19 protein-coding genes and 1 pseudogene are annotated in these 23432 nt (G+C 61.9%); 12 read left to right on the top strand and 8 right to left on the bottom strand.

Going from position 1 to position 23432, the window contains the following annotated elements:
• Positions 1-467 precede the first annotated feature (467 nt).
• A complete protein-coding gene (locus tag X744_RS145585) occupies positions 468-1085 on the top strand; it encodes a DNA ligase (protein ID WP_245266813.1) in 618 nt (205 codons plus the stop codon).
• A gap of 270 nt (positions 1086-1355) precedes the next feature.
• On the opposite strand, the gene X744_RS145580 is transcribed toward X744_RS145585, so the two are convergent.
• From X744_RS145580 to X744_RS145565, 4 genes are all read right to left on the bottom strand, one after another.
• The gene (locus tag X744_RS145580; RefSeq protein ID WP_023761745.1) at positions 1356-2552 is read right to left on the bottom strand and encodes an FAD-dependent oxidoreductase; all 1197 of its coding nucleotides are present in this window, start codon (positions 2550-2552) and stop codon (positions 1356-1358) included.
• A 140-nt stretch (positions 2553-2692) separates the two neighbouring features.
• The gene (locus tag X744_RS145575) at positions 2693-3493 is read right to left on the bottom strand and encodes an amino acid ABC transporter ATP-binding protein (protein WP_023761746.1); all 801 of its coding nucleotides are present in this window, start codon (positions 3491-3493) and stop codon (positions 2693-2695) included.
• Between the two features lie 4 nt (positions 3494-3497).
• The gene (locus tag X744_RS145570) at positions 3498-4238 is read right to left on the bottom strand and encodes an amino acid ABC transporter permease (RefSeq protein ID WP_023761747.1); all 741 of its coding nucleotides are present in this window, start codon (positions 4236-4238) and stop codon (positions 3498-3500) included.
• 18 nt (positions 4239-4256) lie between these two features.
• Positions 4257-5171 carry a transporter substrate-binding domain-containing protein gene (locus X744_RS145565; RefSeq protein WP_023761748.1) on the bottom strand — a complete coding sequence of 305 codons (915 nt, stop codon included), beginning with the start codon at positions 5169-5171 and terminating at the stop codon, positions 4257-4259.
• A gap of 125 nt (positions 5172-5296) precedes the next feature.
• On the opposite strand from X744_RS145565, the gene X744_RS145560 reads away from it, so the two are divergent.
• Complete coding sequence (locus X744_RS145560; RefSeq protein WP_023761749.1) at positions 5297-5983, top strand: GntR family transcriptional regulator; 687 nt, start codon at positions 5297-5299, stop codon at positions 5981-5983.
• A gap of 268 nt (positions 5984-6251) precedes the next feature.
• On the opposite strand, the pseudogene X744_RS06200 reads toward X744_RS145560, so the two are convergent.
• Positions 6252-8056: pseudogene (locus X744_RS06200) on the bottom strand (adenylate/guanylate cyclase domain-containing protein).
• Between the two features lie 287 nt (positions 8057-8343).
• The gene (locus tag X744_RS0137980) at positions 8344-8826 is read right to left on the bottom strand and encodes a LysR substrate-binding domain-containing protein (RefSeq protein WP_023761752.1); all 483 of its coding nucleotides are present in this window, start codon (positions 8824-8826) and stop codon (positions 8344-8346) included.
• 587 nt (positions 8827-9413) lie between these two features.
• Here X744_RS0137980 and X744_RS145550 point away from each other — a divergent pair.
• The 8 genes from X744_RS145550 to X744_RS145515 all read left to right on the top strand — a co-directional run bounded on the left by X744_RS145550 (position 9414) and on the right by X744_RS145515 (position 18920).
• On the top strand, positions 9414-10721 hold the full coding sequence (locus X744_RS145550) for a PotD/PotF family extracellular solute-binding protein (protein ID WP_050589584.1): 1308 nt from the start codon (positions 9414-9416) through the stop codon (positions 10719-10721).
• 74 nt (positions 10722-10795) lie between these two features.
• A complete protein-coding gene (locus X744_RS145545) occupies positions 10796-11671 on the top strand; it encodes an ABC transporter permease (protein ID WP_023761754.1) in 876 nt (291 codons plus the stop codon).
• A gap of 59 nt (positions 11672-11730) precedes the next feature.
• Positions 11731-12579 (top strand): ABC transporter permease, encoded by an 849-nt coding sequence (locus X744_RS145540; protein ID WP_245266816.1) that lies wholly within the window; start codon positions 11731-11733, stop codon positions 12577-12579.
• Entirely contained in the window at positions 12576-13679 is a 1104-nt protein-coding gene (locus tag X744_RS145535) for an ABC transporter ATP-binding protein (RefSeq protein WP_023761756.1), read from the top strand. Before X744_RS145540 ends, X744_RS145535 begins: the two co-directional genes overlap by 4 nt.
• Before the next feature lie 13 nt (positions 13680-13692).
• On the top strand, positions 13693-14169 hold the full coding sequence (locus X744_RS145530; RefSeq protein ID WP_023761757.1) for a (2Fe-2S)-binding protein: 477 nt from the start codon (positions 13693-13695) through the stop codon (positions 14167-14169).
• A 13-nt stretch (positions 14170-14182) separates the two neighbouring features.
• Positions 14183-16570: a xanthine dehydrogenase family protein molybdopterin-binding subunit gene (locus X744_RS145525; RefSeq protein ID WP_031260900.1), complete on the top strand. Its 2388-nt coding sequence runs from the start codon at positions 14183-14185 to the stop codon at positions 16568-16570.
• A 10-nt stretch (positions 16571-16580) separates the two neighbouring features.
• The gene (locus X744_RS145520; RefSeq protein ID WP_023761759.1) at positions 16581-17408 is read left to right on the top strand and encodes a xanthine dehydrogenase family protein subunit M; all 828 of its coding nucleotides are present in this window, start codon (positions 16581-16583) and stop codon (positions 17406-17408) included.
• Positions 17409-17456: 48 nt separating this feature from the next.
• On the top strand, positions 17457-18920 hold the full coding sequence (locus X744_RS145515; protein WP_023761760.1) for an amidase family protein: 1464 nt from the start codon (positions 17457-17459) through the stop codon (positions 18918-18920).
• Here the strand turns inward: X744_RS145515 and X744_RS145510 are convergent.
• The gene (locus tag X744_RS145510; RefSeq protein WP_245266815.1) at positions 18907-19932 is read right to left on the bottom strand and encodes a LysR substrate-binding domain-containing protein; all 1026 of its coding nucleotides are present in this window, start codon (positions 19930-19932) and stop codon (positions 18907-18909) included. The genes X744_RS145515 and X744_RS145510 overlap by 14 nt on opposite strands.
• A 984-nt stretch (positions 19933-20916) precedes the next feature.
• On the opposite strand from X744_RS145510, the gene X744_RS145505 reads away from it, so the two are divergent.
• Positions 20917-21834 carry an NADP-dependent oxidoreductase gene (locus tag X744_RS145505; protein ID WP_031260904.1) on the top strand — a complete coding sequence of 306 codons (918 nt, stop codon included), beginning with the start codon at positions 20917-20919 and terminating at the stop codon, positions 21832-21834.
• 446 nt (positions 21835-22280) lie between these two features.
• On the opposite strand, the gene X744_RS145500 is transcribed toward X744_RS145505, so the two are convergent.
• Positions 22281-23021 carry a DUF1236 domain-containing protein gene (locus X744_RS145500; protein ID WP_023761763.1) on the bottom strand — a complete coding sequence of 247 codons (741 nt, stop codon included), beginning with the start codon at positions 23019-23021 and terminating at the stop codon, positions 22281-22283.
• Positions 23022-23166: 145 nt separating this feature from the next.
• On the opposite strand from X744_RS145500, the gene X744_RS145495 reads away from it, so the two are divergent.
• Positions 23167-23418, top strand: coding sequence for a hypothetical protein (locus X744_RS145495; protein ID WP_023761764.1), 252 nt, complete (start codon positions 23167-23169; stop codon positions 23416-23418).
• Positions 23419-23432: the final 14 nt, after the last annotated feature.

Here is a 23432-nt window from a genome sequence, read left to right on the forward strand (position 1 = left end):
GCTCGAAATTAGCCGAAACACCGCCTGGTGCCAGACCGCCGCAACGAGCGAGATATGTACGCCAGGACAAGTATGTGGATGCGAAGCTAACGACAATTCGGCCTGACGCGCAGATGCTCGCAATGGCTCGGCGGGGGCTCGGCACAGGCGGCAGGCGTCCAGGTTGGGGAGACGACGGGCTGCCTGTGCCGATCAGCCGCCGCTGCGCGATCAAAGGTGGCGTCATTGAGTAAGCATGCCAAGGTGAACGGCGGCCGGCTGGAGTTCATTCCGCCGCNGTTCCAGACCGCCGCAACGAGCGAGATATGTACGCCAGGACAAGTATGTGGATGCGAAGCTAACGACAATTCGGCCTGATGCGCAGATGCTCGCAATGGCTCGGCGGGGGCTCGGCACAGGCGGCAGGCGTCCAGGTTGGGGGGACGTCGGGCTGCCTGTGCCGATCAGCCGCCGCTGCGCGATCAAAGGTGGCGTCATTGAGTAAGCATGCCAAGGTGAACGGCGGCCGGCTGGAGTTCATTCCACCGCTGATCCCGACTCGGGTCAAGGAACCGCCCGAAGATGAGGGATGGCTGCACGAGGTCAATCTTGACGGCTACCGAACGCAGATCATCATCGATCAAGGCGGCGTGCGTCTTTACAGCAAAAACGGCCGCGACTGGACCACGAAATACTGGCCCATCGCGCTGGCTGTCGAGCTGCCATGCCGGGCTGCCATTATCGACGGCGAGGTCATTGTGCCAGGCGAGCAGGGCGCTCCCGATTGCCCTGCGCTGGAAGCCGCGATCTGGAACGAACCGAGCCGGCTGGTGTTCGTCGCGTTCGACATCCTCCATCTCGACGGTCGCAATCTAGACTCCTTGCCGCTGCTGCAGCGCAAGCAGGCGCTGTGGCAACTGGTTGAGCACGGCCCCGGCAAGATCCAGTTCAACGAGTATTTCGAGGGCAGTGCGCTAGCGATTTTCCGCACCATCGAAAAAATGGGGCTCGAAAGCATTATCTCGAAGCGCGCCGACAGCCGCTACAGGAGCGGACTGTCGAATACATGGCTGAAGGCCAGATATTCCGAGGGATCCGATTTCTGAGCTTCGACGACCGCTTCTGGCGCAACCGGATCCTCACGGTGGCGCCAGCCAAATCCGCTTTTGATACGCGGCCGACATAGGGCGCTTTGCAGTCCGGCAGGTTTGGGGCCGTTAGCGGACTGGCAGCTTCCCGCAGCAGACCTTCAAGAGTGGACATTCAGGTTGGTGTAGTATCTTCGGACATTCGGCGAAGTGTGCTGGTGTCGCCCTGAACATTTCTTTTCTTTACTTAACTACCTACCGCAAGGTCGGTCGAGGAGCGATCCGCGACTAGGAGTCGAGAATCTTGCTTACCAGTTGGGCGGTGCGCGGCGCGAGGGTCAACCCTACGTGTCCATGGCCGAAAGCAAGGATGACATCCCGCCCGCCTCTTGACGGCCTGATAACGGGGACGGAATTGGGCATCGAAGGACGGAATCCGAGCCAGGTGCGGCTCGGTTCCCCGAGGTCTGGAAAAATCCGACGCGAATTCGCCACCAGCGCTTCCACCAGCCGTGGGTTGACGGGTGCGGCCAGACCGCCGAGTTCCACCAGCCCGGCAACGCGCATCCGGCCCCGCATTGGACACATATAGAATCCGTGCGCGGTCGGACAGACCGGCCGTTCGATCGGCGGTTCGGCCATGTCGAATTCCACATGATAGCCGCGCTCTGTATCAAGTGGCAGACGGTCTCCGATCTGGTCGGCCAGTTTGCGCGAATGGGCGCCAGCGGAGAGGATCGTGGTGCGCGCGCGAATCTCGAATGGCGAAGCCACGATCCGAGTTCCGTTAGACTCACGGGCGATCGTTTGTGCAGAGGCCTGAATGAATTCCACGCCCGCACTCCGAACCGCCGCGGTCAAGCGGCGCATGACCTCACCCGGATCGCGGAGATTAGTGGCGCTTGGGAAGAACAGGCCGCCTCCTTCGAAAGGCGGCAGCCGAGGCTCGAGTCCGAGCACCTCATTGGCCGAAAGCAGTTCCTGGGCAACGCCGTGGCTGCGGCGCAGCTCAATGTCCGTCGCCGCTGCCTTGAACGCCTTGCGCGTCTCATAGAGATAGAGGCAGCCTTTTGCAGATAACAAATCCGATGCGCCGATCTGAGTGGCGAATTCCTTCCATTGAACCGAGGCGTCCGAAACAAGGTCGGCGATCCGGTGGGCATTTTCCCGATATCGGTGCGGCAGGGATTCGTAAGCGAACCGCGCCAGCCACGGAAACAATGTTGGCAAGGCGGATGTGCGGATCGATAGGGGACTGTCCGCGTCAAGGAGCAGGGACAGTAGATTGCGGAGGACCGAGGGCGTACCCACGGGCATGACCGCGTAGTCCGCGATGCTCCCGGCATTGCCATAAGATGCGCCACTGCCGGGCTCGTTCGGCTCGATCACGACGACCTCGCGCCCATCGGAACGAAGCCTAAGCGCAATCGCCAAACCTATAACCCCGCCGCCGATCACGGCAATGTCAGTCGAGATCCTGCTCATCTGGTCCACATGCGTTAGGTCAAGGATAATCGATAGCGCGGCCAAGAACTTCCGAAGCGGCGATTGCAGTGCGCCGCACAGCCCCTATCGCAATATGCGCCAATGATGGGTCCTGGTCGGGCGGCTAGCCGCGTTGGCGCTCACGCAGGCGCGGCGTAACGCGCGACATAGGCAGCTGTTCGCGCTTCACGCGGCTTGTCGAGCACGTCCGTCGCCGTTCCTTGCTCGATAATCCGGCCGCCGTCGATGAAGACGACCCAGTCCGACACTTCACGGGCGAAGGGCAGTTCGTGGGTAACGAGAATCATCGTCATTCCGTCGTTCGCAAGTTCTCGCATCACACGCAGCACCTCGCCGGTCGATTCTGGATCGAGCGCAGAGGTCGGTTCGTCGAACAAAAGCACGGTGGGGCCGAGGGCGAGTGCCCGCGCGATCGCCACGCGCTGCTGCTCGCCGCCCGACATGCGCTCCGGATAGGCCGTTGCCCGATGCGCGAGACCGACGCGCGTCAGCAGGCGCACCGCGCGCTCGACGCCTTCGCGCTCGCCAATTCCCGCGGCATGCATCTGGGCGAGAACGACATTCTCCACGGCCGTAAGATGCGGGAAGAGGTTGAAGCGCTGAAACACCATGCCGACGCGCTGGCGCAGCTTGGCGAGGTTCCTGCACGTCACCGCACCCTTGGCGCAGATCGTCTCGCCGTTGACGTCGATGACGCCATCGTCGGGTTGCTCGAGCAGGTTGACGCAACGCATCAGCGTCGTCTTGCCGCCGCCACTCTGGCCGATGATGCTGACGATGCGGCCGGACGGTACGTCGAGATCGATTCCGCCGAGCACCTGCCTTCCATCGAAGGATTTCCGCAGGCCACGGATGGTGACCGCCGGTCTGGCTCCGGACGCCGTCGCGTCACGCGCGGTATCGAGTGTCTCATGTACCATCGATTCAGGCTCCGCTTGCGAGCAGCGTCTTCGCCAGCTTCAGCCGCCGCCGGCGGCCCGGCGACAGTGGCACGCCCGCCTGGATCGTTCGCTCCAGCCAGAGCAGGCATTGCGAGACCGGATAGCAGACGGCGAAATAGATCGCCGCGATCACCAGATAGACTTCGAGCGCCCGAAACGTTTCGGAGGCGATCAGCTGAGCCTGCGTCATCAGTTCAGCGGCCGAGATCGTCACCAGGAGCGACGTGGATTTCAGGAGGTCGACGAACATGGTGTTGGTGCCTGGCAGCGCCAGCCGCAGCGCCTGGGGCAGTACGACATGGCCGAAGGTGGTGGCGCGGCCAAGACCCAGCGCCTGGGCCGCCTCGTTCTGACCGGAATGGATGCCGGAGATGGCGGCCCGGAAGATCTCCGACAGATAGGCCGCATAGAACAACACGAGGCTCAGCACGCCGGCGACGAAGACGCTAAGCTTGATGCCCACCGACGGCAGGCCGAAATACGTGACGAAGATGATCGCGAGCAGCGGGACGTTCTTGAATATCTCCGTGTACAAAGCCGCCGGCAGACGCACCAAACGCAAGCGATTGAGGCGCATCAGCGCCAGCACGAGGCCCAGAGCAGCGGCGCCGACGAAACTGGCGATGGTGTAGGCCAGGGTCCTGAGCAGACCCCAGCCGAGATTGCTTGCGTAGTCACCCCAGGGAACCTGGAAAAACCCGGTGAGAGTGTGGAAAAGGGACATGCGCTTGCCCCCCGGTGCTCAAGGCGCAATTGAGGGCGGCGACCAGTCCGCCCGACGGTCCACGCCACGGCGCTGAGCCGCCATCTCCGGCGAAGGAACCAGGAACTGCTTTGGATCGCCGCCCCATTTGGTAACGAGCGCGGCAAGCGAGCCGTCCTTGTACATCGCATCGATCTGGTCCGAGACCGCCTTCGCGAGCTTCGGCGCCTCTTTCGGCAGGTAGAAGCCGGTCATGTACGGCTGGAAATACTGGTAGTCGGGATGGGCCTTGACCTGGTCGGCGGTCGGCGGCGCCAGGTATGCGACCCGGAACTTCATGTCCGGCCGCTCCTTCTGCTGGTAGATGATCAGCAGCGGGTCGAGGAAGCCGACATCCAGCCTGCCTGATGACAAATCCTGAAAGACACTGTCGGCCGACGGATAGGTGTGCGGCGTGGCGTTCGGCACTTGCGCGATCGATTTCGCCCAGACATAGCCGGTGACGGTCCCGAGATCCTTGCCTTCCAAGCTCTTGACGTCCGGATAGTCAGCCGTGCCCTGCACCGCCATCGCAGGTGGCGAATAGTAGGGCGGATCGGTGAAGAGACCGACCTTCTGGCGCGCGTCCGACCAGGCGATACCGCCAATTGTGATGTCCGCGCGCCGCGATTGCACCGATGCGAGCATGCCTGGAAAATCGGTGACGCTGACGTCCATCTTGAGGCCCAGCTTGTCGGCGACCGCGGCAAGGATGCCACTGTCCAGCCCGACGAGCTTGTCATCCTTCATAGCCGTATAGGGCATGTAGGGCTCGATCGTTACCTGCAGGACGCCCGGCTTCAGCGTCTCAAGTCCGTCCGCACGCGCCACTGTGGCCACCAATCCAATCCCGACGCCCAGCAAGGCGGCAATGCCGACCTTGAGTGGCGAGCGCGACAAAACACCCTTTTCCATCACCGAAATCTCCCTGTGGGTCAATATATGTGTGATATATTGACCAATATATTATATGAATCCGTTGTCAAGTGATTCCCTGACGATCGGATTCGATCATTCGGGAATGAAGAAGGGTGAGTTGGATGGACGCGCGGATGCCGGAAGACGATGCCGACAATGCCGAGGCTAGCTCGACATTGGCCGAGCGCACTTATTTGCAGCTACGGGAAGACATCATCACGGTTAAGCTGGCGCCCGGTACCCTGCTTCGTGAAACGGACCTCATGCGGCGGCTTGACGTGGGTCGTACACCTGTGCGCGAGGCGCTGCTGCGGCTGCAGCGCGATGGCTTCGTCGACGTCAACGGCCGCCGGGGAACCTCGGTCAGTACGATCGACATCAGCGACCTGTCCGCGATCTATGAGGCTCGGGCGAGAATTGAATCCTGGGCGACGCGGCTGGCCGCCGAACGTCTGCGTGAGCCCGAGCGCCGCGAAGCCCAAGGCCTGATCGCCGAACTCGCCGCCTTTGCGAACCCTCCCGAACTCGAACCTCTGCTGGCGCTCGATCGACGCATCCACCGCTTCATCTATCGCGCTGCCAAGAATTCCTATCTGTTCGACACGCTCGACCACTACCACAACCTGTCACTCAGGATCTTGCATGTGGCGACGCGACGGTTTCCGGAGCTTATGACGGGCCTCGACAAGGTTCTACAGGAGCAGACCCTGATGCTCGAGGCGGTTTGCCGAGGAGATGGCGAAACAGCTGAGCGCATTGCTCTGCATCACGTCCTCAGTTTCGAGCAGGACGTTCGCAAGATCATCTGAGTTCGCTGTAGGGACGTCCCGCAACAGATTTCAGGAGCTGGACAATGTGGCGCGTCAACAAGGTAGTCGCAGGCGTCGACGTGATCTGACCCTCTGCTGCCTTTCAAACCTCTGTCTAGGAAGGTCCTGATTGGATGGAACTTGCCGTTCGAGCCAGCTACAGGAACGGGCAAGCCGCCTCAACAGCGGTCGTGCAACGAGTGTCATCTCGTCTAAGAATGCGCTGTCGCTAACACAATGGGCATTGCGGCGAGGTGGCGGGTCGCGCTCAGTCGGGAAGCTGCGCCTTCGCCAGACCCTCTCTGATCCTCTCTCCGTCGGCTTGGTTTTGAAACGGCAACCGAGCCCAGTGCTCTTCGAAGGAATATCTCGGGTTTATGTCTCTCAGTTCGTGCCAGACGCGCCGCGCTTCGGCGGACTCGCCGAGGTGGCCAAGTGCGGAAGCGAGGAAGGCGCGCGATAGGTCGGTCTTCGGNTCTTCGGCGTAAGACGGATCCGCTCGCGCAAGGCAGTCGCCGCGGCATCGTATTGGCCGGCCACCAAATAGGCTGAACCGAGGAAGTGCAGGTATTGATGCGTGAAGGCCGGGTCCAGGCGCATGGCACGCTCAATGTATGGGATCGCCGCCAGTGGATTCCCCAAATAGACCTCGATCATGCCACTCGTGCCGTAAGCAAGGGCGTAGTTCGGGTTAAGCGCCAAGGCTTTCTCCGCCGCGGCTTTCGCCGCCACTAGGTCGCGTTGCCACAGCGTGATGATAGCGGCGACGCAATGTACATACGGCTCGTTGGGACCCTTTTCGATCGCCTGCGCGGCGAAGTGAGCGGCTAGACCAAGTGCGTCGGGTGTGTCGGCCCAATGGTTCTGGAAGTCCTGGCAATAGGCGTAGGCGAGACCTGCGTAGGGCTCTGCATAGGGAGGGTCGAGCTCGATCGCGCGCTTGAAGGCCGCAATCGTTTGCTCAAAGACGTCGCGATTCTTAGTTGATCCAAGCGAAAGCTCGCGCCCGCGCAAGAAACTGTCATGCGCTTCGACGTTGCTTATACGGCTATCCGCTAGAAGCGCCTTTTCAGCCGGCCGGAGCGTGACCTTGAGGGCATCGACGATCTGGAGAGTCACCTCATCCTGAACTGCGAAAATGTCGGTGAGGTCGCGATCGTAGCGTTCGGCCCACAGATGGCCGCCGGTCGTGGTGTCGACGAGCTGGGCGGTGATGCGGACGCGATTGCCGGCGCGACGGATCGAGCCTTCGAGCACTGATGCGACACCGAGTTCACGCCCAACCGTCCGGACGTCGGGACTCTTGTTCTTGTAAGCAAAGCTCGAATTGCGCGCTACCACCATAAGCCCGGCAATCTTCGAAAGGTCGGTAATGATGTCTTCGGTGATGCCGTCCGAGAAATACTCCTGTTCAGGGTCGCGGCTCATGTTTGTGAAAGGCAGGACGGCAATCGAAGGCTTTTCCGGGAGATCTGTCGGCGCGGCCGGGCTGGCGGCGGCAGGTTGGACCGGTGTAGCCTGAGCCGCGATGGCGCTACCCTTGGCCGAAACGCCGACCTCCAACGAATAGACGCGCATCGGTTCAGCGATGTTCTTGAGTTGGGTTTGGCCGAGATCGCTGACCAAGAGGTCGAGCCTCGACCTGACCTGCCGATAGGCATCCTCCGAAAGGCAGATGGTGCCGGGGGCAGCAACGCCCTCCAGGCGCGCCGCAATGTTGACGCCGTCGCCCATGAGGTCGCCGTCGCTCTCCTCAACGACGTCGCCGATGTGGATGCCGATGCGGAACTCGATACGACGATCAGGAGGTACGCCCGCATTGCGCTCGACCATTGCGTTCTGCACCTCGATGGCGCAGCGTACTGCATCGACCACGCTGCGAAACTCGACGAGGGCTCCGTCCCCGGTGCGCTTTACCACTCGACCATGATGCACGGCGATCGTGGGATCGATCAGATCGCTGCGCAGTGCCCTCAGCCGCGCCAGGATGCGATCCTCGTCCGCACCTGCGAGCCGCCTGTAGCCGACAACGTCGGCTGCCAGGATTGCAGCAAGCTTTCGGGACTCGCTCATGCCGTCCTCCCCGTCCAGCCCGCCACTATAGCCGACCAGAGCCGCTCCGTCTCAGCACAGGACGGTCAAGCTGAAGGAAAATAGCCGAGCCATTGGTCGGTGTCCGCAAGCGGGTCGAGACGCGACCTTCGCGGCATCGTTGGCAAAGAGTCCGGGAGTGGCGCAACCACGACCTCCAGCCTGATGGCCGGCAAGGTCTGCTTTCAGGAAGCTGCGAAGCCGACCTCCACGGCCGGAACGCCCGCAAAGCGGCTGTTCCGCGCGAGGGCGGCGGCTTCGTGATCCGGTTAAAGTTCGTTCTTCCGCAGGTCCTTTACAGCAACGAGAAAAGCTCGCAGTGCGGGCGGTACGGCTCGATGTCCGGGGTAGTAGACGGCAACTTCTTCCGGTGCTGGCGTCCACGCGGTCAGGACTATGCGTAGCCGGCCATCGGACAAGGCCGCTTCGGTGGCCCAATCCGCCACATAGGCAATGCCCAGACCCCGTATCGCGGCTTCGACCATCAGTTCCTCGTCGTCGAGGACGACGGGGCCGTTGGCCCCGATCGAGAGTTCCTGGCCTGCGCGTTCGAACTCCCATCGATAGAGCTTGCCGCTGGGCATACGGTGGCCGATGCAATGGTGGCGTTGCAATTCCTCGGGCGTTCCCGGCTCGCCGAAGCGAAGCCCGATGCATCGCGATCTCGTGGCGATCGCAACCTTGCCGTTGACGATACAGGTGGCGTTCCCACCTCTGACGACGTGGTCGAATTCGTTAGGCACATCGGCCACTAGTCGCTGCCTCTATGATCGAGATGTCAATATCGACGGTAGCAGCCGAGACGGCACTTGGCACTGGGGCAGGATCGCATTTGCCCGGTAATCTGAAGTCCGATCAACCACGGAGCCGAAGCCTTTTAGAATCCATACGGGCGTTGACAGCCTCAATTATGAAGATCCCCACGTCGGGATGTGTCCGAAGCTATACATGCGTCCTCGCGGCGTGTTCCTGGCCGGGATAGATCACGGATGCCTGGCGCGTTGACGATCAACAAGGATCGGCCACGGTAAGCTCGGCAGAGCGGCGCTTTGCATTTATTTTTCACACAGCGCCTGGAAGTCGTCGACTGACGGATTCGCCAATTGCTGAATTTTCCGGCAGAAAATCCTGGCAAGGTGGCACTTCTGCCTAGGTTTTGGCTATTTTGTGCTTGCCCCAGCCCGTATCGGCGGCAGATTTGCGCTGCTTATGGTTGGAATTTTTACTTCTAATTTGGCGCATCGCGCAAAAAATATATCCTGCCCCCAGCAGACAGCCAGACATCGAAAGAATGTGGATTGCCGACGACACGCTCGGCATGCAGGGGAAGGGTTTGACCATGAAACAGGTGAAGTCGACGAATGCACTGACCAGAAGAAAGTTTCTCAAAGGCAGCGCGGCCGCGGCCGGAGCCGCCGTCGGATCGGGCGCGATCGGCGGGTTCCCGACGATCTGGGCCCAGGAAATCAAGGACATTGAACTGCGCCATCTCGGCGTCTCCTACTCGGTGGTGAAGGCCATCGGCGACCAGGCTGCCAAGGATCTCGGTTTCAAGGTGACGATGCAGAACCTCGACACTTCGGCAGCCATCAATCGCTTCATGACCCAGCCGAATTCGGTCGATATCGCCGATCTTGAAGGCTGGCAGGCCAAGCTCGCCGCCAAGCGCGGCGTCATCCAGGGCATCGAGGCTAAGAGGATCAAGGAATTCGACAACTTCCTGCCGATCTTCACCAAAGGCGAACTCGACGGTCACAAGATCCCGCGTCAGGGTATCTCCCCTTATGAGGCACTCTATATCGAGAAGCCGGAGTCCACCGAACTGCATGACGGCATCACCGAATGGCTGACGAATGTGCCGCAGGTCTACAATGCGGATTCCATCGGCTACCGTCCCGATCTGGTCGGGCATCCGGTCACCGAATGGAAGGATTTGATCGACCCGAAGTTCAAGGGCAAGGCGGCGATCCTCGACGTGCCGGCGATCGGCATCATGGACGCCGCCCTTTGTTTCGAGAGCGCCGACCTGATCAAGTACGGCAACAAGGGAAACATGACCAAGGCCGAAATCGACTTCACCATCGACAAGCTGATCGAACTGAAGAAGTCAGGCCACTTCCGCGCCACCTGGACTACATTCGACCAGTCGGTGCAGCTGATGGCGGCCGGCGAGGTAATCATCCAGTCGATGTGGTCGCCGGCCGTCGCCGCGGTGCGCGTCAAGGAGATCCCTTGCGTCTACGCTCCGGTCAACAAGAAGGGTGAAAAGGAAGGCTATCGCGGCTGGTGCAACGGCATGGGCCTGATGAAACATCTCACCGGCAAGAAGCTCGACGCAGCCTATGAATATATGAACTGGTACATGTCGGGCTGGCAGGGCGCTTTCGTCAGCCGCTACGGCTATTACAGCCCTGTCCCCTCCACTGCGAAGAAGTTCATGACGCCGGCCGAATACACCTTCTGGTACGACGGCAAACCGGCACCGGAAGAGGTCAAGGATCCCTATGGCGTGCCCATGGAAAAAGTGGGCACCGTCCGCGACGGCGGCTCCTTTGTCGAGCGCGTCACCAACATCTCGTGCTGGAACACGCTGATGGACGAGGCGGCCTACATGAACAAGCGCTGGAACGACTTCAAGGTCGCCTGAGGCGCTAGCCGCAACCGGATCGGGCTCGCCGTGCCCGATCCATACGTTCATCCGAGAATCTTCGGAGTTCCGCGATGGCGCAAAGCGCTGCGTTCAAGCGAAATCTGGCCGGATGGGCCTATGTGGCCCCGCTGGTCGCCGTGCTGATCCCGTTTTTCGTGCTGCCGCTGATCGCCGTGGTGGCCGCGAGCTTTTTCGACACCGATGGCTTCGGCGGATTGTTCCCCGCCTTCAACCTCGGCAATTACACGCAGATCCTGACTTCGGGACTGACGTTCAATCTCTACTACGAGACGATCAAGTTCACGCTGCTGACCTGGTTTTTCAGCCTGGTGATCGGTTTCTTCGTCGCTTATTTCCTCGTCTTCCATGTCAAGAACCGATTGCTGGCGCTCGGGCTGTTCCTGCTCTGTACGGTACCGTTCTGGACCTCGAACATCATCCGGATGATTTCCTGGATCCCCTTGCTCGGCAAGGAAGGGCTGGTCAATGAGGCTTTGCTCAAGCTCGGACTGATCGATCAGCCGCTTGAATTCCTGCTGTTCTCCAGCTTCGCGGTGGTGGTCGCCTACGTCCACCAGCTCACCATCTTCATGATCGTGCCGATTTTCAACGCCATGGGCCGCATCGACAGGCGCGTCGTGGAGGCTGCGCTCGATGCTGGCGCCAGCCGTTTGGACATCATGCGCCTGATCATTGTGCCGCTGTCGAAGAGCGGCATCGCGCTCGGTTCGATCTTCGTGATTTCGATCGTCATGGGCGACTTCTTCGTTGTCAGGGTGATGTCGGGCGGCGGCTCGGCGTCGGTCGTCGGCGCCTTCTACGAGGACATCTCGGTGCTGCAATATCCGACTGCCGCGGCGAGTGCTGTTCTGCTGACGATAATCCTCATCATCACCGTCGGTCTGATCCTGCGTTTCGTGGATATCCGCAAGGAGATCACGCGATGAGCCTGGCCCGTACCTCGGGTGTGGTCGCCGCCAGCGTGCCGGAGCGTAGGAGCCGGGCGATGGCGCCAGCCAGTGGACGGCCTTGGACCTTCTATGTGCTTGCCACGCTGTTCACGTTGTATCTGTTGGCGCTCTACGGTCCGATGGCCTGCATCTATCTCCTCTCCTTCCAGGACCTCCGCGGCGGGCTGGTCTTCCCGATGAAGGGCCTGTCGCTGCACTGGTTCGTCGACCTGTTCACCCAGGTTCGCACCGGCGACGTCAAAGGCTCCTTCGAGCGCTCGTTCGAGCTCGCAATTGTCGTCACGGTGCTGACCGTGGTCGTGTCCTTCCTGGCTGGGCTTGGCTTCCGCAAACGCTTCGCCGGCGACATCATCGTCTTCTATATGATGATCGGCAGCCTGGTTGCTCCCGGCCTGGTGCTCGGCATTGGCGTCGGGCTCATCTTCAACGCGATCGGCGTCGACGCAAGCCTGTTCACATCGGCGCTTGGCGCGCAGCTTTCATGGACGTTACCTTTCGGGGTACTGGTCATGTTCGCTGTCATGTCGCGGTTCGACCATGCCTGGGAGGAGGCCGCGCGCGACCTCGGCGCCTCGCCCTGGCAGACCATCCGCCTCGTTGTGATCCCGGTGCTGGCGCCCGGCATTGTCGCTGTCGCGCTGTTCGGCTTCACGCTGTCTTACGATGAGTTTGCCCGGACGCTGCAGACGGCCGGCTCGCTCAACACACTGCCCCTGGAGATCTGGAGCATGACGCTGAACATAACCTCGCCAGCGCTCTACGCGCTCGGCACCGTAACCACGATCGTTTCTTTCCTCGTCATTGGCGCAAGCCTGGGCACTATCGCCTTCATCCAGAAGCGGCGCGAGGCGCGCACGCCCGGCCAGCAGGGAGGTGCTGCATGAGCCTCGGCAAGGGCCAGATCGAGATCGCCGGCGTCGCCAAAAGCTATGACGGCTTCACCTATGCTGTCGACGGCGTCAATCTGAAGATCCCGGACGGCGCCTATTGCTGCATTCTGGGCCCATCCGGCTGCGGCAAGACGACGATCCTGCGAATGATCGCCGGTCATGAGGATCCGACTGTCGGCGAGATACTGATCGGCGGCGAGAACGTCGTTGGCCTGCCGCCGGTCGAGCGCCGCACGGCGATGATGTTCCAGTCCTACGCGTTGTTTCCGCATCTCACGGTGCGCGACAACATCGCCTTTGCGCTCAGGGTTCGCGGGCTTTCGAAGACGGAGCGCTATGCCAGGACCGACGCCATGATCGAGAAGGTGCGGATGACCGAGTTTTCCAACCGTCTCCCGGCGCAGCTGTCCGGCGGTCAGCAGCAGCGTGTGGCGCTGGCCCGTGCGGCGATCACCGAACCGCGGGTGCTGCTGCTCGATGAGCCACTGTCGGCACTCGATGAGCATCTGCGCATCAGGATGCGCGCCGAATTGAGGCGCATGCAGCGCGAACTGGGCATCACCTTCGTCCATGTCACCCACACCCAGCTTGAGGCGATCGCGCTCGCCGACATGGTTGTCGTCATGGAAAACGGGAAGATCAAGCAAGCCGGTCCGGCGCGCGAAATCTACGCCGCACCGAAGGATCGCTACGTCGCGGAGTTTCTTGGCGGACAGAATGTGCTGAGCGGCAAGCTCGGCAAGATTAACGGCACGCGGGCGATGATCGCGAGCCCCGAGATCGCCGGCATTCAGATTCCGACGTACGCCGGAGCCCGGCTGGAGGCTGGCCAGGCAATCGACATCGCAGTGCGGCGCGACGATGTCGAACTCTTCCGCGAGGACACGGCACTCTCCGAGGACATGGCGTCGGTGCCGGCGACGATCCTCGGCATCGAGTATCAGGGCAATTTCGTCAAGGTGATGCTGGACGCAGCCGGCGAGGAGGAATTCGTCGCCTATGTCCCTGAGCGCCGTTTTTTCGAGAATCCGTTCGAGGTTGGCGACAGCATCCTTGCCGCATGGCTGATCGAACGCGCACATTTGCTTGCCTAGACTGGAGCCCGTGATGGAAATCAATCTTGCAATCAACAAACACCCGATCAGCGTCTCGGTCGATCCGGCGACGCTCCTGGTGGAGCTTCTGCGCGAGCAGCTCTCGTTCACGGGAACGCATGTCGGCTGCGACACCAGCCAATGCGGTGCCTGCCTGGTGCATTTCAACGGCGAGTCCGTGAAGAGTTGCACCATGCTGGCAGTCTCGGCCGATGGTGGCTCGGTGATGACGGTCGAAGGCCTGTCGGTTGCCGGACGTGCCAATCTGCATCCGATGCAACAGGCCTTTCATGAAAACCATGGGCTGCAATGCGGCTTCTGCACGCCGGGCATGCTGATGAGTGCGGTCGATCTGGTCGGGCGCAACCCCGACCCAACCGAGACGGAGGTGCGCGGTTGGCTGGAAGGCAATCTCTGCCGCTGCACCGGCTACCACAACATCGTCAAATCGGTGATCGCCGGCGCTGCCGCCATGCGCGACGCGAAGTGAGGGGCTTATGAAAATGTCAAAAGTGGTCGCCATCGGCGCGTCGCCAAAGCGAAAGGAGGATCTCCGCTTTGTCACCGGGCGCGGCAACTACGTCGCCGACATCAAGCGGCCGGGCATGGTGTTCGGCGCGTTCCTTCGCTCGCCGCATGCCCATGCCCTGCTTGGAGCGATTGATGCGACGGCAGCGCGAGCTATGCCCGGCGTGGTGGCGATCTATACCGGCGAAGATCTGAAAGCCGACAATGTCGGCGGCCTGCCGGTTGGCTGGGGCATCCACGGCAAAGACGGCAACCCAATGAAGGAGCCGCCGCACCCGCCGATCGCGCATGGCAAGGTGCGCCACGTCGGCGACGCCGTCGCTTTCGTGGTAGCGCAATCGGTCGAGCAGGCGCGGAGCGCACTGGAGGCGATCGAAGTCCAGTACGAGGTCCTGCCCGCCGTGGTCGGTGTCGTCGAGGCCCTGCAGGCGGGGGCGCCAACCGTCCACGACGAGATTCCAGATAATCTTTGCTGCGACTGGGAACTGGGCGACGCCGCCGCCGTGGAGGCGGCCTTCACTGCCGCCGCGCATGTCGCCAGCATCGAACTCGTCAACAACCGCCTCATAGGCAATCCGATGGAGCCGCGCGCGGCCATCGGTGAATATGATTTCGCCACCGGCCAGCACACGCTGTGGACCACCAGCCAGTTTCCGCATGTGGTGCGCTTCTTGATGGGCGAGTTCGTGCTTCATATCCCCCAGCACAAATTGCGCGTCGTGGCGCCAGACGTCGGAGGCGGCTTCGGCGTCAAGCAGTTCCACTATGCCGAGGAAGCCGTCGTCACTTGGGCCGCCGCCAAGCTCGGGCTACCGGTCAAGTGGGTATGCGAGCGGTCGGAAGGCTTCATCTCCGACGCCCATGGCCGCGATCATTTCACCGAAGCCGAACTGGCCCTCGACGAGAGCGGCAAGTTCCTGGGTTTGAGGGTGCGCACGCTCGCCAACATGGGGGGCTATCTCTCGACCTTCGGGCCCAATATCCCGACCAATCTTTATGCACCGCTGCTATCGGGGGTGTATCGCATGCCGGCCATTCACTGTTCGGTCAATGTGGTGTTCACCAACACAGTTCCCGTCGATGCTTATCGCGGCGCCGGGCGGCCTGAAGCGACCTTCGTGCTGGAACGGCTGGTCGACGTGGCGGCGATCGAAATGGGCATCGACAAGCGCGCGATCCGACGTCGCAACATGATCCCGACAGAGGCCTATCCCTATCAGACGCCGGTCATCGTCGAGTATGACAGCGGCGACCCGTTGGGTTGCCTCGACCGAGCCGAGAAGCTCGCCGATGTGGAAGGCTTCGAGCAGCGGCGGCTGGAGTCGGCGCGCCGCGGCAGATATCGCGGCCTCGGACTATCCACCTACGTGGAAGCCTGTGGGCTTGCGCCATCGCGGCTCGCCGGCAGTCTCGGGGCGCGCGGGGGTCTCTACGAAAGCGCCACGGTGCGCGTGCATCCAACCGGCGCCGTCACCGTGCTGATCGGCACCCACAATCACGGCCAAGGCCACGAAACGACCTTCGCGCAGATTGTCTCCGATCGGCTTGGGGTACCCTTCGAGGATATCGACATCGTCTGCGGCGACACCGCCAAGGTTCAGTTCGGCATGGGCACCTACGGCTCACGATCGCTGGTCGTCGGCGGTGCTGCACTTTCGAAGGCGGCCGACAAGGTGATCCTGAAGGGGAGGAAGATCGCAGCGCATCAGCTCGAGGCCGATCTGGGGGATATCGTCTTCCACGCAGGGGAATTCTCTGTCGCCGGCACCGATCGCAAGAAGAAGTTCACCGAGATCGCCGGCGCGGCCTATGTACCGTTCGATTATCCGTTGGAAACGCTCGAACCCGGGCTCGAGGAGCAATCCTTCTACGACCCGGTCAATTTCACCTATCCCGGCGGCGCGCATTTCGCCGAAGTCGAGATCGATCCCGACACCGGCACGGTGACGCTCGAGCGCTATACCGCCGTCGACGATGTTGGCACGATCATCAATCCGATGATCGTGGAGGGCCAGCTGCAAGGCGGTATCGCCCAAGGTGTTGGCCAGGCGCTGTTCGAGCACGGCGTCTATGATGAAAGCTCCGGACAACTGCTCTCCGGGTCCTTCATGGACTATTGCATGCCGCGCGCCGACAATTTCCCGTCGATCGTCGTGGCGCCGCACTCCACCACCTGCACCCATACGCCGATGGGCGTGAAGGGTTGTGGCGAATGCGGCACCATCGGTTCTCCGGCTGCCGTCATTAACGCCGTGGTCGACGCCCTGCAGCCACTGGGCATCACCCATGTCGACATGCCGGCAACGCCCAACCGGATCTGGAACATCATCCGCAATTCACGCGCCGCGCTTGCAGCCGAATGAGGGGGCTTTGATGAAATCGTTCGCCTACCTGAAGCCCGAGACGACCGTTGCGGCAGCCGATCTGTTTTCCGAGCATAACGACGCCAAGATTCTGGCCGGCGGCATGACGCTGCTACCCACGATGAAGCAAGGCTTGGCCGCGCCGGCAGCGATCATCGATCTCTCAGCGGTAGCGGCACTTCGCGAGATAGCATTCGAGGAGGGTGCCCTGGTCATCGGCGCAATGGCTCGTCACTACGACGTGGCGGCCTCCGTACTGGTGCAGACGCATATCCCCGGGCTGGCCTTGCTCGCAGGGCAGATCGGCGACCCGCAAGTGCGCCATCGCGGCACGATCGGCGGCTCTGTAGCCAACAACGATCCAGCCGCCGACTATCCGGCGGCGATCCTCGCGCTCGATGCGACCGTGGTCACGACCAGACGCACCGTCGCCGCCGCCGCGTTCTTCGTCGATATGTTCGAGACGGCGCTCGAGCCTGGGGAAATCGTCACCGGTTTCCGCATCCCGGTTCCGGAAATGGCGGCCTACGCGAAATTCCGCAGCCCGGCGTCGCGCTATGCGATTGTCGGCGTGTTCGTCGCACAGACGGCCGGAAAGGTGCGTGTCGCCGTCACCGGTGCGGCCTCGTCGGTTTTCAGGGCGCTCGACGTCGAGGCGGCGCTGCAGGAGCGGTTCGATCCGGATGCACTCAACCGCGTCTCGATGGATCCATCGGGATTGAATTCCGATATCCATGCGGATCGCGACTATCGCGCCAATCTGGTGATGGTGATGGCACGGCGAGCGGTATCGGCTGCGCTTCAAAACGCCGGCCAGGGTGCAACAAAAGGACAATAGCGGCCGGCCGGCGCGGTTCGGCCGCGCAAGTCCGGCCCGGGAGGGCTTATGACCGTCAATCCAGCCAATTTCGGCGCGGCCAGCGCGCCGGGCGACCTTGCGCGTCTTTCCGCCGCCGACATGGTCGCCGGCTACAGAGCAGGCCGTTTCGACGCTGTCGACGTGATCGACGATACGGTGTCGGCGCTCCGCCGCGCGGACGCTGTCTGCGACATCGTGGTAACCGACCTTTATGACGAGGCTGTTTCCGCCGCCAAGGTGATAGCACAGCGCTACCGAAAGGGCGTTGAGAACCGTGCGCTGGCGGGCGTTCCTGTTACCGTAAAGGATCTCGTCTTCGTCGCCGGTAAACCGGCGAAAGCGGGCGCGCCTTCACTCGCCGGTTTCGTGCCTGAGGTCGATGCGCATGTCGTGCGCCGCCTGCGTGATGCCGGCGCCATCGTAACCTGCAAAACGACCACCTGTGAATCCGGCTACAAGCTCACCGCCGACAGTCCGGTCAGCGGCATTACCCGCAATCCCTGGTCACCGGACCGCACCAGTGGCGGCTCAAGCGGCGGTGCCGCCGCCGGTGTCGCCGCCGGCTGCGGCCCGCTGGCGATTGGCACCGACGGCGTCGGTTCAATCCGGGTCCCGGCTTCGTTCTGCGGGGTCTTTGGTCTCAAGCCGACTTTTGGCCTCGTTTCGCGCGCGCCCGGCTTCTTTCCGCCGTCATGGGGATCGCTCGCGCATACCGGCCCCATTGCTCGAACAGTCACCGATGCGGCCCTGCTGCTCGAGACAATTGCGGGCTACGACGTGCGCGACGCCGCCTCGCTCGCCCTGAAGCCGCAGGAATATTCGAGGATATCGCCGTCAGCGAAGGGCCTGCGCGTCGCCTTCTCGGCTGATTTCGGCTACGCGCCGATCGACCCGCAAGTCCGGGCGGCGTTTGGCACCGCAGTGGATATCCTGGCTTCCGCCGGCGCCGAACTCGTCGAGTTCCCTTTTACCCTCGACCCGCAGATGCTGGACAAGGTGCTCAAGCCGATCGCCTTCACCGAACAAGCGGCATCGGTCGGCGGCCGCGGTGAAGAAGCGTTTGTGGATTCGGACGATGCGTTCCGCGCGATTCTTCAAAAAGGCCTTGGCTACAGTGCCGCGGACTATATGGCGGCAACGCATCTGCGCACAAAGCTGAGGAGCCAGTTCGTCGAGCTGTTCGGCACCGTCGACATATTGCTGACGCCGACGGTCGCAGTCACCGCCTTCGCGGCCGGCACGCTCGGCGCATCCTGCGTTGACGGGCGTCTGGTCGACGCGCATCTGGGCTGGTCGCCCTTCACCTGGCCGGTCAATCTGTGCGGCCTGCCAGCCGCGACGGTTCCTTGCGGGCGCGATTCCTCGGGTCTGCCGATCGGCCTGCAGATGATCGCGCCATGGATGCGGGAGAGCTCCGTCATTGCGCTGGCGGGAGCGTTCGAGCAGGCACGGCCTTGGGCGCTGGAATGGCCGCCGCTCAACTTCCAGTGAGGGGTTCTTCGCTTTCAGCTTCACGCATGTCCGGCATCAGCACACCGCCGATCTCGCGGCTGATATCAAGATAGTGCGAAAGATAGTCGTACAGCGCCTTGGCGGCCGGCGTGGTCGCGCCTTGCGCCTTGTAGAGCAGCAGGTCCACCTTCGGCAGTGTCGGAAATTCGCCGCTGGCGACGATCTCGCGCATGCCCGAAACGAGCGCGCTGCGGCCGAGCACTGTGACGGCCATACCCGAAAACACCGCGGCTTGGAGGCCGCTGACGCTTTCGCTGACGCAGGCGATGCGCCAAGGACGGCCCGCCATTTCGAGGTGCTCGATGGCGTGGTCGCGATAAATGTTGCCAGGCGGCAGCAGTGCCAGCGGCAAGGGTATCTCGATGTGCGCCGTTGAGTGTTCCCCAGTGATCCAGACGAGCTGTTCCTGACGCACGACCCGCCCGCCGATGAAGTCGTTCATCCGCGTGACGAGCGCGATGTCGATTTCGCCGCGATGGACCTGCGCGACCAGCGGCGTCGATAGCGAACATTGAAGCAGGACTTGGACACGCGGGAAGGCGCGCTGGAATACGGCCAGGATCGACGGCAGCAGATAGGCCGCGTAGAGATCGGGCGTACCAAGGATCACCTGGCCTTCGATGTCGGGCGACGAGAGGCGTGACAGCAGCTCGTCGTGCAGGCGCAGGATCGAATTTGCATAAGAAAGCACCAGCCTGCCATCGGAAGTAAGCACCATCTTGCGTCCGTCATGACGGAACAGGTTGCAGCCGCAAATGCCGTCGAGTCGCTGAAGTTGCAGAGTAATGGCGGGTTGTGAGCGGCTGAGGCGCCGCGCCGTCTCCGTAATGCTGCCGGTTTCCGCGACACATTGCATCGATCGGAGCATTCGTATGTCGACGCTGATGAGGTTCATGTTCGTGCCCGCGCGAGATCCGATGCGCCAAGTCAATTTTAAGCAAGATTCGTTCCAATTTTCTGTGCGGCGTCTGCAGCGGTCGCGTAGGTACATATTCTGGGCATCTCCTCGCTCGCCGCCTTAGATGATAGGGCACCCTTCGCCTCGCCAGATCGCGCATACGACCGCCAAAACATGCCGAACTGCCGCATGGCGAAAAACCTGCATTCAGCCGCCAAACTCTGCTTGTTAAAGCAAGTTAGAGCTGAGACAGCGCTGGCAAATTAGAAATGCTACACTCGTAGGGCAGGGGCGTCGACTCAGGATGATTGTGGCCGGCGGCGGATTGGAGCCTCGCCAAAAAATGCCGAAAGATGATGACTCAGCGCAGCGGCAAGGGAAGCTCCGTGCAACTCAACGTCTACCCGGATGCTCCTCATGCATTTGACTCCCCAGAATTCAAGAACGGTATCGAAGCCACCATTCCAGATCAGCCCGCGTGAAGACCGGAAGAACGGGCAACGCGGAACGGACGTCCGTGCCTTTTTGCGACGAGTTTTTGGGGACTAGCCAAGAGCGTTGTCTGCTGCCCTTTCTTGCCAGCCCCAGGCGGCGCTTACGGATCGATTGGCTGCAACCGCATTGTAGTCCACCCGGTGGCCGTAGGCTCCGCCCCTTCATTCGCCGAAGTTGATGGGCGTCCGCAACGACGCCTCCGGTCGTGATGACATCCTCGATAAAGGTCACTTTCCGTCCTGCGATGTCCTGGCCTTCGATGGCACGACACACGTCCCGTAGGTCTTGGCCCCTTTTCGGACAAATGCCGCCGGCAGTCCGGTCTCAATCGAGATCGCTGTGACGAGACGAATGCCCCCAGTTCAAGACCCGCAATGATTTCTGTTTGAGCAGGCCAAAGATCGGTCACCGCCCGAGCCAGCGACCTCAGCAAGACGGGAATGCCTTCAAAGCGATACTGTGGCATAGCGGCCATGGCGCAATGATATCAGCATTCCCGCCAATCTTGCTCCTGTTTCATGACCGGAGCGAGACATATCTACCGACATTGCCGCGTGACAAATGACCGAGGAGACATTTCCGATGAAGGCAATCGTTGTGACGGATCAGGCTGCGGGAACGGCCGGAATGAGGCTCGTGGAGCGACCCGAGCCACAGGCAGCGATAAACGACGTCGTCGTTCAGGTTCATGCGTCAGGGTTCGTCCCGACTGAGTTGGCGTGGCCCTCAACCTGGACCGATCGCGTCGACCGTGACCGGACGCCATCGATCCCCGGGCACGAGTTGGCCGGAGCGGTCACCGCCCTCGGCTACGGCACAACGGGACTGTCGGTGGGCCAGCGGGTGTTCGGTCTCACCGATTGGTATCGTGACGGCACCCTGGCGGAGTATGTGGCCGTCGAGGCACGCAACCTCGCGCCGTTGCCAGGCGACGTCGACTTTGCGGTAGGCGCTAGTTTGCCGATCTCGGGCCTGACCGCGTGGCAGGGACTGTTTCAGCACGGCCGCCTTCAGGCGGGGCAGAGCGTCCTCGCGCACGGCGCGGCCGGCGCAGTCGGGTCGATGGTGACGCAACTCGCACGTGAGGCCGGCGCCTACGTCATCGGCACCGGACGCGCCCCCGACCGTCAGAAGGCGCTCGACTTTGGCGCGAACGAGTTCGTCGACCTTGAGAACGACGCCCTGGAAGACGTCGGCGGCGTCGATCTGGTTTTCGATGTCATCGGCGGCGACATCCAGAAGCGGTCCGCGGGCCTGATTCGAGCCGGAGGAACACTGGTGACAATCGTCGGACCGGCCGAGGCGCGGCCTGCGGACGGACTGGCGATCGACTTCGTTGTCGAGTCCGATCGTGCCCAACTGAGTGAGATCGTCCAGCGAGTGCGGGATGGGCGGCTACGGACAAACATCGGCAACGTCTCGACCCTCGATGACGCCGTCGCCGCCTTCAACCCGACCGAGCGACGGACAGGGAAGACGATCATCCGCGTTCGTCCGTGAGGCCCGGAACGGCGAGCGGTTCTGCCCTCATTAGATTCTGAACTGGCTTCCCATCCCCGCAATATTGGACAGCGAGCTGGCTTCTTCTTCTGGTACAGAACGGCTTCACGTGACCAGTCTATGGACCGCGCACCAGCAACCGCACCGGGGCTCATTCGTTGGCCTGCCGCGAACGGCAATGTCAGCTCTCGCGGTTCGATCCATGAACGGCCCTACTGGCCTGGCGATCCTGGATGACTGAAATGGGGCCGCAACCTGATCGTCCGCGATTGGGAGCCACATGGGGCTCACGCAGCTGTTCCGGCCTTTCTGTCGGTTGTGTGATTTCAATTCATGACATCTTGCGTGTCTTTCCAACGCGAGCGGACTTTCGAGGCCATAGCAAAAAGATGCCGCCGAGCCTTGCGGCACGGCAGCGTCTTTTGCTTTTCGCGATGTTGTCCCGATCAGGCCTCCAGGATAGCCACGATCTCGTAGGTATCCGGATCGACGATGACTATGCGTCCGTCGGCCAGCACGAAATATTCGTAGCGTTCATAAGCCGGGACGATCTTGACGATACGCGGTGGCAGCCGATGCAGGCGGATCTTATGCCGGGGCACCTCGACGCCGACTGAGATGTCGAAGCCGACATCGCGAACCGGCTGGACGTGGGTCTCGTGGATGATCTGCGTGATCTGCGTCTTCTGCTCGACCGTCACGTTGTTGATCGAGGCCGTCTTGTTCTGGTCGGTCTGGACGTTGGCGTTGCCCTGGGCGTTCTGCTCGGTGGTTGTACCGGTCTTACCCTGGGCATTCTGCTGGGTCGGCATCTTGGTCGTACCCTGGGCGTTCTGCTCAGTGGCGGTGCCGGTCTTGCCCTGGGCGTTCTGCTCAGTGGTTGTACCGGTCTTACCCTGGGCGTTCTGCTGGGTTTGCATCTTGGTCGTACCCTGGGCGTTCTGCTCAGTGGTGGTGCCGGTCTTGCCCTGAGCATTCTGCTCAGTGGTCTTCATCTTGGTCTTGCCTTGGGCCTGCTCATTCGTCTTCGAACCCTTCGGGCAATTGGTCATGCCGGTCTGGCACTTGGCCGTACCCTGAGCCTGCTCCTCGGTGTTGGNGCTCGGCTGCGCGGATTCGGTCTGCGCCATCGCGGCGCCGCAACCGACGCCGAGCGCGATCATGCTCGTGATCAGAAGATGTTTCATCTGATTTCTCCTTCGGAACTCGGTCCCTTCATTCCATAAACCGCAGGCGAAAGGCATGGTTCCGAAATTTGCCCGCAAAACCCGGTGAAGGCCGACAGCAATTTTGTCAGGAACAAGGCTCGGCCGCGCTCGATGAAGCCTGGCCATGAACGCCGGCTTCGGCGAGTGCTACACGCTCGGCGGCGTCGGCGAGACGCCCGAGTGGCAAGAGGTGATGGCAAAGCGCCTGCCCTATTGGGTCGGCGATCTGCCGCGCGAAGTCCATCGGATCACATGCAGCGTGGGCGTGCAGAAGCGCTCGGTCTTCTATGGCGTCCGTGGCTCCGGCGTGCGGAATTCGTCCAATCCTATACGCCGCATTCGTGATCGCGCTGCTACGCTACTGCCAGGAGAATAACCGGCCGCATCAAG

The sequence above is a fragment of the Mesorhizobium sp. LNHC252B00 genome (assembly GCF_000502955.1).
Classification (GTDB): Bacteria; Pseudomonadota; Alphaproteobacteria; order Rhizobiales; family Rhizobiaceae; genus Mesorhizobium.